The sequence below is a fragment of the Paenibacillus sp. J31R122 genome (assembly GCF_056269185.1).
Genome location: NZ_JBWDNM010000001.1, coordinates 87,559 through 104,137 on the forward strand (window position 1 = coordinate 87,559; position 16,579 = coordinate 104,137).

The window sequence follows — 16,579 nt, forward strand, 5'->3', positions numbered from 1 at the left end:
TTTAGTTCCCACCACGGATAGATGGAGGATAGCCTTATGTATCAATCTTTTAAGAAAAAAAATTACCCCGTTATATATTTAATTCCGATTCTTATTATTTTTACTATATTTTATGTATCACCTGCCGTTCTAGGACTCTTGTATTCTTTAACCGATGCAAGTATTAAATCTTCGGGCATTCATTTTGTAGGACTCGAAAATTATAAGCTGCTATTCAGTGATGGGGATACTTTTTTCGTTAGCGTATGGAATCAGTTTAAATTTGCAATCATCGATGCGCTTGGTAAAACAGTTATTGGCCTTTTGATAGCGCTTCTTCTGAATAGAAAATTTAGAGGGAATCATTTTCTTCGCGCATTGGTTTACGTGCCTATTATGTTTGGAACGATTATGGTTGCTATTATTTTCAACTATATTCTTAGCTATGATGGATTTCTCAATACCTTTTTAAACACGGTAGGGCTTGATTTTCTAGCAAATGATTGGCTGGGCAGCTTTACGCTTGCCATCTATTCTGTCATTGCTGTTGATGTATGGGTTGGGGTTGGCTGGTCTATGCTTCTGATACTAGCAGCTTTGCAATCGGTACCCAAAGAATTGATAGAATGCTCTGAGATCGACGGTGCCGGACCTATTGTGAAATTTATTCATATTACAATGCCTAGCATCAAAAGTACGCTAAACCTTAGTTTCTTATTGTGCATCATTTCGGGGCTTAAGGCGTTTGATATTATTTACGCGATGACACGAGGCGGTCCGGGCCATGCGACGGAAGTTATGACTACCTTCTTGGTCAAATCGATGTCATCAGGCTCTATCGGATATCCAGCAGCAATTAGCGTCATTCAGTTTATCATTATTACTGTGGTGGCTTTCGTCATTAGTTATTTCACAAATAGGAGGGAGTCGTAATCATGAGTACTTCCTCTAAACTAAGCAAGATACTAACGTATGCTGCTGCCCTTGTCATTTTGGCCATTTATATTGTGCCCTTTATCCTCATCTTCTTGACTTCCATTAAGGATGAGACTGAATCAAAGATTATGGATTTAAGCCTGCCAACAACTTATATGCTAGAGAACTATGCAACAGCATTTAATCAAGGCCAGATTTGGCGAGGATTTTCCAACGGTATGTTTATTTCGACTGTTGTAACGCTATTAACCGTTCTTTTATGCTCTTATTCAGCTTTTATTATTCAAAGAAACCGCAATGCTTTTACAAGTTTCACATATAAGTTTTTGCTGGCGGGTATGATTGCTCCTTTTTCATTCATACCAGCTATTAAGCTGCTGCAATTATTAAACATGGGAAACGATTTCTCTGGATTAATAATGGTTGATTTGGCAGGGCAGATTCCTTTTTCGATTTTGATCTATTATAGCTTTGCCCAAGGGATTCCACGGGAAATGGATGAGGCTTCGGTTGTAGATGGCTGCGGTCCCCTTCGTATGTATTTTCAAGTTATTTTTCCTTTACTGCTGCCTGTTGTGTCAACAAATATCGTACTGACATTCACAGCGATTTGGAATGATTTCAGCAATGTTTTATTCCTTGTACCGAAGACATCCATGTGGACGATGCCGATGGGCGTGTTCAACTTCCAGCAACTGTACACCTATAATTATGGTCTTGTTTGTGCTTATGTCACGATTGCATTAATTCCTGTGCTGGCCATTTATCTTATCGGTCAAAAATATATTATTTCAGGTATGACAGCAGGAGCAGTAAAAGGTTAAACATGATGGAATTGGAAAAGGAGTAGGGTCATGATCCAACAGACTGATTATATTTCTTTATATTTAAAAGATTTTGGGGTTATCCCCAATAGTGGGACAGATGCCTGTGCTGGTTTTCAACAAGCTTTTCTAGCAGTTAACAAGCTACCTGAGAATCGGCACGTGGTACTGCATTTGGAGCAAGGACGTTATGATCTATATGAAGCTGGGGCTGACAAGCAAGTCTATTATATATCCAATACAGCATCAGAGCTGGATAATCCCAATCCAACGAAAAACATCGGAATTTATATGAAAGATATATCAAATCTGACCATCGAAGGAAATGGTGCGTTACTTATCTTTCACGGTAAAATGACGCCTCTGCTAATAGATACTTGTACAAATATCATCGTTAAAAATATGAGCATCGACTTTGAGCGTCCTACGATGTCAGAAATGACGGTAGAGGCAATCTATGAACAGGCATTGGATTTTGCTATTCATCCAGATTCCTGGTACCGCATTGAACGAGAAAAATTGGTGTGGATTGGTGAGGGCTGGCACTATACGTCCGGCCCTTCACAGGAATATGATCCGATCGCCAAAACTACTTGGCGTACCTGGAATCCAGCTGCGGAGACATTGTATGTGGAGGAGCTTGCTCAAAACAAAGTCCGCTTCCATTATGACCATCAGCCTACTACCCGATTAGGTAATACCTTCCAAATGCGAGATGGTATTCGAGATCAGGTAGGTACATTTATTGTAGAGAGCAAGCAAATTACGCTTGAACAGATGCATTATGGTTATATGCACGGGCTTGGGATTGTTGCTCAGTTTACGGAAGATATTGATTTGTTACAGCTGACTTGTGCACCGAGGCCAGAAACGGGTAGAACTGCGGCTGCATTTGCTGATTTTATTCATTTGTCGGGATGTAAAGGGAAAATAAAGATTTATGATGGCACATTTAAAGGCTCGCATGATGATGTTATTAATGTACACGGTACTCATCTGCGCATCGTTAAACAGACGGATGAGCGGACTTGCATCGTTCGTTTTGCGCATCATCAAACATATGGTTTTCAAGCACTATTCCCGGGCGATCAGATTGCTTTTATTAATCGGCTGACGCTTACAGAAATAGGTGAAGGGACTGTTGCTGAAGTTACTGCTTTAAATAACAGAGATTTCAAAGTGCAGTTTACCGAGGCTATGCCGGACGATGTTTGTTTGGATGATGTGCTTGAAAATGTAAGCTGGACGCCAGAGGTTGAAGTAAAAGGAAATCATATGTCCGAGATACCCACTCGCGGCGTGTTGGTTACTACTAGACGAAAAGTAGTCATTGAAAATAATGTATTTGACAGGCTTCAGATGAGTGCCATTTTGATAGCAGATGATTGCAATAATTGGTATGAATCGGGAATGGTGAAAGAGGTGACCATTGCCAACAATCGGTTTATGAATTGTTTTGGTGATCCTGTTATTCACATTCTTCCGGAAAATGAGATGGTTTTCAAGGAACATCCGGTGCATGAAAATATCATTATTCGTAATAATCAGTTTGCATTATGTGGGACTGCCTTGATTAAGGCTAAAAGTACAAAGGGCTTATTTGTGAGCAATAATGAGATAAGCGGCTCTGGTGCGGAGGATTGTAACTTAATTGTTTTAACAGCTTGTTCAGACGTACAATTACGCGATAACGAGTTTTTAATTAATGATCAAAATATTTGCATAGCGGAAACAGCGTCAGCTAAGCAATTTCAATTTATAAGTTTGAATGGAGGTGAAGCGACGAAATGGAGTTGTTAACGTATAGTCAGCCAGCCAAGACCTGGACAGAAGCATTGCCATTAGGTAATGGGCGGATTGGGGCGATGCATTTTGGAGGAATTGAAGAGGATCGTTTTCAGTTAAATGAAGATACTTTATGGTCAGGTCCGCCTGTGAAAAAATCATACGATGACCGGGAAGTGCTCCAATTGGCAAGGGAGCAGATCGCAGAACAACAATATGAGTCTGCGTTGGAGACGTCCAAACAATTGTTCGGACCGTATACCCAAGCTTATATGCCGCTGGGTAATTTAATTATGAAATATTTTCACGGCGATGTAACTGAGCATTATAAACGCAAACTGGATATTGCACAGTCTTTGGCGACTGTCGAATATCAGATAGGTCCTGTCTCCTACAAAAGAGAAGCTTTTATTTCTCAGCCGCATCAAGTGCTTGTTGTACGGATTACCAGTTCTAGCCCTCAAAAGCTGCATATGCAAATTACATTAGATAGTCCGCTAAAAGCGATAAGTTTGCCAACTGATGAAGGGAAAGTTGCACTTCAGGGCGTTTGTCCGGAATATTGTGCTCCTAACTATTATGCAGAAGATGAGCAACCTATCGTGTACGGCGAGTTTGAGCAAACAAAAGCGATACACTTTGAAGGCAGAATTTGTGTACAGATTGTGGATGGCGATGTGACGTCTGCTTCAAGCAGTCTATTCATTGGGCATGCGACTGAAATTGTGCTTTATATGTCGATAGCTACCTCGTTTAACGGTTTTGATCAAATGCCGGGACGCAGCTTCTCGCCATTAAGTGAACAGAATGAGACGCTATTAAACCGAGCGATGCAGATGGGCTATGAGCAGCTGAGAAAAGAACATATTGCTGATTATCAGCAATACTATCAGCGTGTACAACTGCAGTTAGGCAATCATGACAGTGATCAGCATATTAGTGCATATCTTGATACCGATGTGCTAGTTGAGCAGGCGGGCTCTAGTCATCACGGTTTAGCAGCCTTATTGTTTCAGTATGGTCGTTACTTGCTCATTTCTTCTTCTCGTCCGGGAACACAGCCTGCCAATTTGCAGGGAATTTGGAATGAGAAGACGAGGGCTCCCTGGTCCTCCAATTATACGTTAAATATTAATACGCAAATGAATTACTGGCCGGCAGAAACGACAAATCTGGCAGAGTGTCATAAGCCTTTGTTACAGGCTATTAAGGAATGGTGCGTTACCGGCAGTGAAATGGTCAAAGCTCGTTATGGATTGACTGGCTGGACGCTTCATCATAACAGTGATCTTTGGCGCCAGGCTGATCCTGTAGGCGGTAACGGTCATGGCAATCCAGTCTGGGCATTTTGGCCAATGTCCGGTCCATGGCTATGTCGTCATTTGTGGGAACATTATGAATTTTCACTGGATAAGCACTATTTAACAGATATTTATCCGGTTTTACATGGTGCGGCACAGTTTTGCTTGCAATGGTTAATAGAGGATGAGAAGGGTTATTTAATCACTTCTCCATCTACATCGCCAGAGCATATGTTTTATTCCGCCGATGGACAGCTAGGAGCTGTAACTCAAGCAGCAACAATGGATTTAGCGATCATTCGTGATTTATTCACTAACGTTTTGCGAGCGGCTAAAATTTTAAACAGGGAAAACGAAGAACTCTCTCAAGTGTCAGCTGCACTAAAACGGCTGCATCCTTTGCAAATTGGCAGTTACGGACAATTACAAGAGTGGCTTCATGATTATAAAGATGCCGAGCTGCATCATCGTCATGTGTCACATTTGTATGGTCTCTATCCAGGCGAGGAAATTCAGGAAGGTGCTTTTCTGGAAGGGGCTCGTCAAACCTTGCTTAGACGCGGTAATGAAGGAACTGGGTGGAGCTTGGGATGGAAAATGTGTCTATGGGCTCGTTTACAGGATGGGCAGCGGTTGCAGCAACTAATGGAACAGTTGTTTCAAATTGTCGCAGAGAGCAAGGAAGTTTTTGTAGGCGGCGGTCTTTATCCAAATTTATTAGGTGCTCACCCTCCATTCCAAATTGATGGTAATTTTGGCTATACGGCAGCTGTTGCGGAGATGCTGGTGCAATCGCATAAAGGCTATATTGAGCTGCTGCCAGCTTTGCCATCAGACTGGGAGCAAGGCAGTGTAACCGGCTTGCGTTTACGTGGCGGTATTGAATTGAATTTACATTGGAGCAACAATCGTTGGGATGAGGCAGAGCTGGTCGCTTCTGTTCAGCGGACGGTTAAATTAAGATCAGATTTTGCTGTAAGCTGTAGATCAGAGGGAGAAGCAGCGGAAATGATCCAACCTTCTAATGGTATGATTTCTATTTCACTAATTAAAGGTGAATGTTATTTTTTAAGAAATTCGTAAAACAGCTAAAAAGTATAAGGCGTTTCGTCAAAAAATAATATTTAGAAATGATTAGCTAAGGTCTATGCTTGGTGAAGCTGCATTGTGCAGAGTGAAATCTGCACAGTTGCATTTAATCAATAGAGGAGGAGTTTGAATTGAAGATGATGTGTAAGCGCTTTATTTCTACCTGGCTGGCAGTATTGGTTTACTGATTTCTAGGGGCGAAACAGAAATGTTGAGGCTCAAGAATCAGAGTATACATAAAAATTGAGAGGAGGTGTTGAGTATATTTTACATAACTCAGTTAATAAATCCTGTAACATTAGAAGAACATTCTTGATTTTTGTGCAGATAAAAAAGGATTTAACCAGTCAAGTCCCAATTAGTTATAAGGATTATCGTGGTTGGTAACTATTTATTATTTTAAGGAGGATTATCATGAGAGAACTGATGAAAAAACCTTTGCGCCGCATTATTAGTGTGATTCTGGTAGTATGCATGTTGTTTTCAGCCTTACTAATTACACCTATATCGCCGACAGTATTTGCGGCTGAAAAAGACGAGGGCAATCAAGTACCAATGCGGCGGGTGATCGATAATGAGCATCCCGTAGATCTGTTTACTTATTATCCTGACAACGGTTTCCCTACACCGAGTATTACAAACGAAGGGAAAAATGATCCAACACTCTCAAGTGGCGAATACGATGATAACATTAATAGAATTGAAGATATCATCGCAGCAACGCCGGAAGATTTGAGAGATTCTTTAGTTATTATATTAATCACCGGAGGAAACAGAACGGTTAAACCAGACGGTAGCTTCAATTATACAGCAAAGAATAATGACTATACGCAGACGATGCAGTCATACTATCAATTAGCGGATATTTGCGAGGAGCTCAACGTAGACTTTATCATTCAGCAAATACAGGGTGAATCAAGAGTTGACGCTTTCATTCCTATGGAGGAATTCCAACATATGGCGGACAACTACGAGCATTTTATCGGCTTCAATATGGCGGAGCTTGATAACAGTATTGGTTGGCGCGGAGACGTGTATGGCAATCAGTCTACGTACATAGCTGACGCGATTAACTTCTCTGCCGAAAACGGAATGTTCGTTTTCTGGAAAGATTCCAACAACGGCCAATTCGAAAATGGACTGTTTTTCGATTATTTGCAGGATAACCAGTATCTGTACGATTCGATGCAAGCAAATTCAAAAAACGTTGTTCTAATGTACAAGCAAAGTTTTCTCGACATTGAAACCGCTTCCACGATTCTGGGGCTTTGGCTCGGGGGATTCGCTGATAATTGGGGCATCGCACCTGACTGGTGGGGATATGACAACGCAACGAGCATTAATGGCGCGAATCCGAGCAGAATGAATGCGCCTGATACGCAACCCGCTATGAATCTGATGCGATCTTTGATGAACGGCGGCACGGTTACATGCGTTGAAGCGGGCTATTATGCGGTGAATACGTATGGAACGCGTATCGCTTCGGCTATGAATGTCATTTATCCTTTACATCAGGATATTGAGCATGGTCGGCTTTCCATCCCGTCAAAAGAAGAAGTCCTCACCAACATTCAGGCCGTAGCTCTCGGACGTGCAGCGTATGGCGGTAAGGGTGACGGTGGCGGTGACATAAGGAATTATACAGACTTTACTTGGGAGCCTATCGACCCTACATTGAATGGACGAGGTGTAAATCAGGCTACGGGTAAATACGGCTTGATTCCCTCTTTACCGTTGAATACCGACGAAGAAGTGTTACAGCAGTTCCGCGATGCAGGTGTCGAAATCGTTACGAAGCTGCAGGATCAGTCGTATTACGACACGCTCTATCCCGATAACACATTGCCCGGTACAACGGCGTTTGCGCAGAACGTAGCGAATACACAGTGGTGGTTCATGAACAGCATTTATGTGAGTGAAACGTATGCACGAACGAATAAGGACAGAATGCAGACGGCTAAAATTGTCCCTGTTGAAAACAAGACAACAAGCGTGGATATTACGATGCCCATCGCTGGTTTCGGATATATGAACGAGTCGGAAGAGGGTATGAACTTCACGTTCAACAACTATATCATCGACCACCGTAATATGCCGGGAGGATATCAGTGGCCACCTTTCTACAGTCTTGCTTACAGAAAACAGGCGGACGGAACATATGCTGCTAGAAACGATGATAGCCTTGCAACGTCCGGTCGTAAGACTACGATTAAGTTGTATAACCAGACTAAGAAGCCGGAAGTTACATTTATCGATTACGACCCTGCCGTTTACGGTATCGAAGACATTTATGTAACGCCCAAATATGAATATAAAGAACGGTTTGAAAATGGCGTATATACGCTGGAAATTCTCCACAACGGGAAGGTTGATTTCAATATTACAACCTATCCTGATGGCTCGGCTAAGAAAGAGCTCGGGTTGAATTACGCCAAGGCGGAAGAGTTGCGTGCAGAAATCGTGAAAGCGCGCGCTGTTGATACAACCGGTAAAACTGCAAGCTCGGTTCAGCTTTTGACGGATACGATTTCCAAGGCGGAAACGGCTTTGACCGAAAAGAATGCGGCGATCTACACAACGATATTAGACAGACTACGCTATGCGGAGGGAAAACTAATTTCGAGTGCAAATGCATCCGCCACGACGTCTATTGTATCAAGTGCTACCAACGACAGATTGGAATTAAGTAAATTTAATAAGACTCCTACCAAATTAAAGATTACAGGCTTTACACCCGCAAATCCGGCTGATGTTTTTCTTTCTTACGAGGTAAATGGTGATAGTGCTGAGGTAAAACAGATAACGAATTATGATTATGAGATTACGCCCAAAAAGGCGGGCAAGCTCACAATCACTTTCAAAACGACGTCTGGAACCAGTCCGGAACTGGTCGTAACCGTTGAAGTATATGAGTCGACTCTGGTGTACCGCAACGTTGCCGAAAACGCTACGGTCATCGGTCACGGAAAGTTTGAAAACGCCCAGAATCTTGTAACACCCGGCCAATATGCTTCTCTTCATACCGGACTGGCTGCGAATAGAAACTATAAGCAGAGCGAATTGCCCGAAGGAGAGAAATTGTGGCAGGATATCGGTTCCCCGACCAACGCTGACGGTTCACCGAAAACGACAGGAACTTTCGCGGACGATTACTTTATTGTCGACCTTGGCAAGGCGTACGATATCAAAGAAATCAATTACGGCGTCGGCAATACTGCCCATCACAAAGGAACTGTTATGATTTTAGGCAATTCCCCTGACTTTTCGGAGCTTTGGAATCAAGCACCTGCAACGAAAGCGGCCAATGCCGGTTTAGATAAAAAGGATTGGTATCTTGCTTGGGTTACTGAAGGATATGATACTAACGTACCCGCAACGATTTTTCCACAATTCGGTGGAGCGGGTATGAATTATAGCGAACAGCTGCCCAATTATCATGATCAAGCAAGTGGTTATAAGTGGAATGCCATCGGAAACAGAAACTTTTCATCAGATTTCAATAAAATACAGTCCGGCGATTCTAGTCACAATCCTCCCGATGTGCGTTCTTGGTTGAGAACGGAAGGCAACAAATATCGTTATATTCTTGTTACTTCGAGAGCGAGCGCCAGCTACGGTGATTTCGCGAGAGTGAACATTAATCTCAAGGTTATGGCGAATGACACCATTGATATCAGCAGTAACAATTATGAAGCATTGCAAGGGCGTGTTAATGAAGCGAAAGCACTCGATGAGGGATATAAACACGACGGAAGCTATAAATATTCCGGATATTCGAGGCTGAATCTTACGCAGCAGATGTCCAAAGCGAATTACATCATCAGCCAGAAAGATGTGCATAACACCATTTACAGTCAGGTAGATATTGATAAAGCTGTGGAAAACTTGGATGTCGCAATGAGCCTGCTAGTCGAAACAGAGGGTCTGCATGGGCTGATCCAGGATGCTTGGGAAATCATACAAGAGGCTGGGTATGTGTACGGTGGGGGCGTTAATGAGAATTACGGAACAAACGGAACCAAGCTTACTGGCGGACCGACAAACGTTTATGTGGCTAATTTGAAGAGTGGTCCATTTAACAGAGACGAGTTTGTTCAGCTATACCGCGATTTGCAGTACTTTATGTGGTCGTATCGTGCACCGACTAGCGTGTGGTCGGATATTATGCCAGGCAGTCTAAATTCGAACATAAGATTGAATAATACGGGCGATCTGAACTTCGGCAAAAACGAAAGCTGGACAACGGAAAGCGTAGCTGCTAAGCAGAAAGAAATAGACAAGGTGAGCGAGCTATTGCAGGCGCGCATCGATGAAGTTAAGGCAACGGATAGTAGAATACTTATTGATGAAATCGCAGCAATTGGCGAAGTTACACTCGATAAGGAAAGCACTATTATGGCGCTTCGTGCCCAATATGATGCTTTGACGGATACGCAGAAAGAGTGGATCACCAACTACAATGTGCTGACAGAGGCGGAAGATAAGCTTGGGATAGGCCCGAAGTTGAGCGCCATCACAGCGCCTGGCGATATTACGGGACTGCCAACTGGCACAGCCAAAACGGCGGCGGCGCTAGGTTTACCTGCCCAAGTCGTCATAGTAACGAGTACGAGGAATATGAATGCCAATGTAACATGGAATGTAGATGCTTCAAACTATGATCCTACTGTAATGACAAAACAGACCTTCACTGTTAATGGAACTGTAGCTTTACCAATTGGGGTGTCAAATCCTAATAACGTGCCTTTGACAACAAGCATTAGCGTAACTGTGCAATTTGTTGGTAAAGTAGAAGCGGAAGATTATATTGCTATGTTTGGGGTTCAGACAGAGAACAGCTCGGAGGGGACAAAGAACGTAGGATGGATAGATCCGGGAGACTGGATGGACTATACGGTTAATGTGCCAGAGACAGGAGTTTATAAGTTAAACTACAGGGTAGCTGTAAACAGTGGTACAGGCAAAGTCAATTTCCTTGTAGATGGTATTTCTCAAAAAATAACATCGTTGCCTTCAACCGGAGGTTTTCAGAATTGGAAGACCGTATCCGACGAAGTTTCCTTAATTGCCGGCAGTCATACGATAAGGCTGTACGTAGAAGCAGGTGGATGGAATATTAACTGGTTTGAGCTGGTTGCACCGCCAGCGCCAGTAGCGCCGCAGTCTACATTGACAGGTATACAGCAGGTGAACTCTGGTGAAATACTTAATGTAAAGATGGGATTGACCAGCGTAACAGAAAGTGTATACCAGCGAATGTATGCCCAAGATTTTACTCTACATTATAATCCAGCGAAATTGCAATTCGATTCGGTTACATCGCTGATAGATGGATTCCAAGTCATTGCGCAAGAGGAGACAGCGCCGGGTCAAATTCGGATTATTGCTTCCAGCGTGGAAGCAAACCAAGGGGTACTTGCCCAAGGCGATTTGTTAACTTTTAAATTTACAGCCAAATCAGCCACTGGGGCAACGACAATTACTGTCGACAATGTTGTAATTGCAAATAGTCTAGGGAATGAGTTGCAGATTAACGGAGCTTTCCATGAAATCCAAATTAGTATAGCTGTGGATAAATCACTTTTGAATGCTGCGATCTCAAGCGCTCAAGCTAAACACAATGCAGCAATGGAAGGTAATGAGGACGGCCTGTATGCGGTTGGATCCAAAGCGCAATTGCAGTCTGCTATTGATGCGGCCAGCGCGATTGCAAACGATTCGAATGCTTCTCAGCAGAAGGTGGATAGTGCGAAATCCACATTAGAAGCGGCAGTTCAAGCATTTGATAACAAGAAGATTAGCGCAGATGTTAATGGACAAAGCGGCGTCACGATTGGAGACTTGGCATTTATTGCAGCGGCTTACGGCAAAGAACAAGGTCAAGAGGGCTGGAATGCGAAAGCCGATGTCAACCATGATGGAAAAGTAGATATTGAAGATCTTGCAATCGTGGCTAAAGCGATCTTGAAATAAAGTAATTTCAAACAATGGTAATGAATCGGGGAGAGCTATGCTCTCCCTTCTTCGATTAAGCCGAGTATAGTAAGGGACAATTGTTCTATGTTAAAAAAACTACACGTATTTAGTCTAGCATTGCTTTTGACGGTACTCTTATTTCCCTGAGTGGATACTTATGCAAACCCCGGCACGAGCTCTTCTCTGTCCGTTTCGGATAAGAGCATATACGCAGGCGATGACTTCCAAGTGATAGTGAGCGGGAAGCAAATAAGCGACTTATACGCATATGAAGTCAATTTAACCTATAGTACCAGCCGTTTGGTATTTGTGATTAGCGTTACCGAAGGCAACGGCTTTACCGTGGATCTTATTGTGAATGGAAATAAGATTCAAATCGCGCATCCGCAAATAGGTAATACTGCAGGCCAGAAAGGGCATGTAACTATGGCTACGCTGACATTTCAAGCGGATAGTCAGGGTAAGGCCGATATTGTATTGGAAAGCGTGAAAATGGTGAATTCGCAGCTCGCGACTACTGAAGTTTCAAGCAAAAGCAAAGTATCGGTGAATATAAAAGCGTCGGGTCAAGAAACACCAAAACCAACACAAACGCCTAAGCCCACGAAACCTACGGGTGATGTATTCAAGAGCCACGTAGTTAATGTAACAAAATTGGTTAATACGATCTCGTCCAAGGTAGAGGAAACTAAGAAATCTGATGTAAAGGTTGAAATGGCTGACATTAAAAGACATTGGGACGAAAAGACCATCGGTATGATCATTCGTTGCAGAAGCGTACGGTACACAACAAGGTCAAGCGGGCTGGAATGAGAAAGCGGATGTAAAAAAAGACGGCAAGATTGACATCGATGACCTTGCAATCGTACAAAAGCGATCACGCAATAAAACAACGCCGCGTCAATTTCTTTGATCGCATTAGCGATATTCAGGATGAATCGGTAACGAAATGTGGGGAGAGATCTAGTTTCTCCCCTTTCATCACCTGACTTTGTTTTGTAAAACACACTCAATATACATGCTGGAGTAGCTCCGGTATCACCACCGATCTAAAATTCTTCAAAATCATCGGTTAAAAATTCCCGGAATTCACGAAAACGGCTTGTAATTCCTAAATAATCTCGCGAACTGCATAAGTCATGTCTCCTTCTTTTTACACAATCAAATATGTAATTTGGTTTTATTTGTAATGTTTAGAGTGTGTGAGAAAAAGTGCAATTTGTAATATATTTGTATGTTATTGTATTAGTTTTGAGTGTAAAACACCGTAAAATGCAGGCGTATTCATTCAAGCTTGATTCGTTAGAGGGGGGATAGAGATCGTGGGAACGGAGTTTTGGCGGCCCAAATTAATAATTACCATTATGCTCATAGTAACCTCTTTGCTTTCGGGATGCGGTTCTAGCAAACCTGCGGAGTTAACGGAAGATTCAAATAGCACAAAGCCTAAGGAACTTCCGTATGTGGAGTTGGATTATTACTTTCCCGCGCCTGCCCAAAAGGATTTGCAGGCAGTCAACGATGAGCTGAACCGGTTGATAAAGCCTAAAATCAATGCCACCGTGAAATTGAATGCGATCGATCTGGGAAATTACGATAAAAAGATGAGCTCGATTATCGCTTCGAGAAAAACGTTCGATCTGGCGTTTACGTCGACATGGATCAATAACTACTTTCAAAATGCGTCCAAAGGAGCTTATGTCGAGATTGACGAATTGCTTAACCGGTATGGCGCCGGGACGATGGCGGGGGTACCGGCTAACATTTGGGACGCGGTTCAAATAGATGGTAGGCTGTACGGAGTCGTCAATTATCAAATCATGGCGACGAGCTATGGATTTGACGTACAGAAAGCGATAGCGGACAAATACCATTTCAATTGGAAAAACGCGAAAACTCCCGATGATCTAGAGCCCCTGTTGGAAGCTGTGAAAAAAGGCGAGCCGGACAAATTTCCGTTAGAGTATTCAATTACCGGAGACATCTTTATAGGAGCGGCGCCGCTATACGGCTTCGACGTTATCGGGGATCAGAAAATGCCCGGCTGGGTCCGCTTGAACGATAAAAACTTGAATGTCGTGAATCAGTACGAGTCGACGGAATTCAAGGAATTTATCGCCCGTTCTAGAAAGTGGTATGAAAGAGGGTATTTCCGCAAAGACGCTTCCACGACGAAAGAGATTGCGGCTGACCGGAAAGCAGCCAAATATGCAATCGCGATGCCCGCTTATCAAACGTTCGATTCGACAGAAGATCCTTCCGTGCTCGGAGGACTAAGATCGATTACGGGCGTCGATTGGTACAGGAAGCGTTTCACCAAGCCTATCATAACGACGGATCGCGCAGCGGCTGCGATTACGGCTATCTCGAGCACATCCCTGAACCCGGAGAGGGCAATGATGTTTCTTGAGCTATTGAACAACGATCCGAAGATTGCCAACTTATTGAATTTCGGGATCGAAGGCATTCATTTTAAGAAAATATCCGATACACGAATTGAACGCATCAAAGATAGCGGATACAATCCGAATATTCCATGGGTGTTCGGGAACAATTTGATTTTATGGAAAACGGAGAATGATCCGGACGATACGATCGAGAAGTGGGATCAATTGAATAAAACTTCCGACGTATCCCCGATCTTGGGTTTCTCATTTAATCCGAAAAGCGTCAAATCGGAAATGGAGCAATGTCATATCGTGATCGATCAATATTTGTCCGCATTGACGACGGGGACTGCTGACCCAGACAAAATCTACCCCGAATTTATCGGCAAGTTGAAAACTGCCGGCGTACATAAGGTGATCTCAGAAAAACAGAAACAGCTGAACGAATGGCGTGTCACCAAGTGGCGTAGTTAAATTACAATTTGTTGGGTATTTACTACCCGTTTGTATTCTTGCACCACAACCATAAATAGTCTATAGCGAATACTGCCACATCAGGATGTCTCTTTTACGCAACCCATACATGTTGAGGCGGTAGTGTCAATACATTATGTTGACAAATAATCGGCAACGCCTAAACCCACTGTTTTGAATGTTCTGTATGGAAACATATCCTAAGTACTGTTATTGTCTCGAAACATGTGAGAATTCATCATAGTGGAGGCGAGGGGAGTTCAAATCCACTCGTCTCCACCATGAAAAGCCTGACCTCACGCGGTCAGGCTTTTGTTGTATCTTGAGAAAGTAGACAATTACTAGACATTGGTTTTATAAACTAACAGTTACGATGAATATAAGTAGACAAAATGTCTACTAAACTGAAAGGTACTTAATCATTTGCAATACGGTGAACCGTACCACAAATAGGGCGAATTTTTTGTTCTTAACCACTTACAAGCCCGGGAAGTTACTCCCAAAGGTAAGGGGAGACCACCCTAGGGGAACTTGATTGTGTCTAACAGTAGAATATCGTGAAACTGCAATACGCATTAGATGGTCTTTCCTAGCCGGTTATTTACCAGTATGAGAAAAGCTATTATATCATCTCTTTGAGTTGCTTTGGGATGACAGAGAACTCGTCGATTGACGTGTTCAACGCGAGCCTGTCCGCCAAGGTAGGGCTGTATTTAAGCCCTTCTGACTTTGTTACTTTGTGCCAGATAGGTAAGATGACTTTTCCACTCTCAGCCATTTCACGAGCGACTAAACTGCGGCCATTGTTTAGCGATGAAAGCAGAGGAAATGACGACGACGCCAAACCTTGAATTTGCAAATCTTTTGTCAATGGATCTGCGAAGACTATCTCCCCACTTCAAAGAAAACTCGTCGTACCAAACAGTAACACAAGCCAAACTAATTTAGTATGCAAAAAACAGATGGGCTAAGTTTGTGTTTATGGTCGAGGCTCAGAAATTTTATGGGAGCGAGTGGGACAAGAGTGTGCCGGATGATGGCGTTATGAAAGAATTGATCCAGTGGCAACTCGAAGTAGCAGTGGACAAGGAGCCCTGAAAGAAAGCATGACTGCTGAAGTTTTCGCAGGCACGCTTGGGATAACATATTAAAGAGACAAGAATTGTTCTGAGATAAGGGGTTCTCCATTTGCTATTGGATCAAGCGGCGCGGGGCTAAGGCATGGCGTGATCCTATCAATTTTCCGATTCACGGTAATTGCTATCTCCTTTATCAAAACATGTACAATCTATTTTCGGTTCTCATGGCTGATGCTTACGAAAATAGTGCCGAAGGATGCTAACAGTTCTTTAATCATCTTAGAGGAAGCAGGAATCAGATTATCCATGTTAAGTTGCTTTTGTATGACTGCATGTCGCTGCTCCAGAGGCTCTAGCCGTCGTGAAGACCGCTACCGGCGAGATGCAAGTCGATCCCGAGCGTTTAGACATCCAGAGAAGCGTTATTTCGAAGCAACTGGCGGAGCGAGACACTTTCGAGGAAATCAAGATTTGGTATAGGCAGCTTTACGCGACGATCGTTCAAGTCGTGAACAAAAGGAAAGACTCGAAGCAAAGTGAAATGTTCAAGCAACTCGTGGATTACATTGAGGAGGAAGTAGGCTTCGCGAATATCGGTTACTTCTACACGAGCTTCAAGAAATACGCCGGAGTAAACGCAGCTCAGTATCAGGACGATTATAAGGGGGGAAAAGGCTTCTAATTATCCTGCGCGACAAAGAAACCTCTTCTTTGCAAATGATTGCTCGACGCTTCCATTTTAACTGGTG

General features: G+C 43.0%; 9 protein-coding genes. 8 read left to right on the forward strand and 1 reads right to left on the reverse strand.

Annotated features, from left to right (window positions below):
* Positions 1 to 36: 36 nt before the first annotated feature.
* The 7 genes from AC0YN7_RS00395 (at position 37) to AC0YN7_RS00425 (ending at position 14,751) form a co-directional block, all read left to right on the forward strand.
* The gene (locus AC0YN7_RS00395) at positions 37 to 912 is read left to right on the forward strand and encodes a carbohydrate ABC transporter permease (protein ID WP_475807971.1); all 876 of its coding nucleotides are present in this window, start codon (positions 37 to 39) and stop codon (positions 910 to 912) included.
* Between the two features lie 2 nt (positions 913 to 914).
* Positions 915 to 1,739, forward strand: coding sequence for a carbohydrate ABC transporter permease (locus tag AC0YN7_RS00400; RefSeq protein ID WP_475807972.1), 825 nt, complete (start codon positions 915 to 917; stop codon positions 1,737 to 1,739).
* Between the two features lie 30 nt (positions 1,740 to 1,769).
* Positions 1,770 to 3,539: a right-handed parallel beta-helix repeat-containing protein gene (locus AC0YN7_RS00405; protein ID WP_475807973.1), complete on the forward strand. Its 1,770-nt coding sequence runs from the start codon at positions 1,770 to 1,772 to the stop codon at positions 3,537 to 3,539.
* Positions 3,527 to 5,908, forward strand: coding sequence for a glycoside hydrolase family 95 protein (locus tag AC0YN7_RS00410; protein WP_475807974.1), 2,382 nt, complete (start codon positions 3,527 to 3,529; stop codon positions 5,906 to 5,908). The genes AC0YN7_RS00405 and AC0YN7_RS00410 overlap by 13 nt, the downstream gene beginning before the upstream one ends.
* Positions 5,909 to 6,328: 420 nt before the next feature.
* Positions 6,329 to 11,887: a carbohydrate-binding protein gene (locus AC0YN7_RS00415; protein ID WP_475807975.1), complete on the forward strand. Its 5,559-nt coding sequence runs from the start codon at positions 6,329 to 6,331 to the stop codon at positions 11,885 to 11,887.
* A gap of 231 nt (positions 11,888 to 12,118) precedes the next feature.
* Entirely contained in the window at positions 12,119 to 12,703 is a 585-nt protein-coding gene (locus AC0YN7_RS00420) for a cohesin domain-containing protein (protein ID WP_475807976.1), read from the forward strand.
* 509 nt (positions 12,704 to 13,212) lie between these two features.
* Positions 13,213 to 14,751 carry a DUF3502 domain-containing protein gene (locus AC0YN7_RS00425; protein WP_475807977.1) on the forward strand — a complete coding sequence of 513 codons (1,539 nt, stop codon included), beginning with the start codon at positions 13,213 to 13,215 and terminating at the stop codon, positions 14,749 to 14,751.
* A gap of 779 nt (positions 14,752 to 15,530) precedes the next feature.
* Here the strand turns inward: AC0YN7_RS00425 and AC0YN7_RS00430 are convergent.
* A complete protein-coding gene (locus AC0YN7_RS00430) occupies positions 15,531 to 15,689 on the reverse strand; it encodes a TIR domain-containing protein (RefSeq protein WP_475807978.1) in 159 nt (52 codons plus the stop codon).
* Between the two features lie 502 nt (positions 15,690 to 16,191).
* Between AC0YN7_RS00430 and AC0YN7_RS00435 the strand changes: the two genes are divergently transcribed.
* Positions 16,192 to 16,512 carry a hypothetical protein gene (locus AC0YN7_RS00435; protein WP_475807979.1) on the forward strand — a complete coding sequence of 107 codons (321 nt, stop codon included), beginning with the start codon at positions 16,192 to 16,194 and terminating at the stop codon, positions 16,510 to 16,512.
* The last annotated feature ends 67 nt before the right edge of the window (positions 16,513 to 16,579 follow it).

Bases quoted from the DNA above. Each gene is read 5' to 3' on its own strand.
- AC0YN7_RS00395 (WP_475807971.1), top strand. From the start codon at position 37: ATGTATCAATCTTTTAAGAAAAAAAATTACCCCGTTATATATTTAATT.
- AC0YN7_RS00400 (WP_475807972.1), top strand. From the start codon at position 915: ATGAGTACTTCCTCTAAACTAAGCAAGATACTAACGTATGCTGCTGCC.
- AC0YN7_RS00405 (WP_475807973.1), top strand. From the start codon at position 1,770: ATGATCCAACAGACTGATTATATTTCTTTATATTTAAAAGATTTTGGG.
- AC0YN7_RS00410 (WP_475807974.1), top strand. From the start codon at position 3,527: ATGGAGTTGTTAACGTATAGTCAGCCAGCCAAGACCTGGACAGAAGCA.
- AC0YN7_RS00415 (WP_475807975.1), top strand. From the start codon at position 6,329: ATGAGAGAACTGATGAAAAAACCTTTGCGCCGCATTATTAGTGTGATT.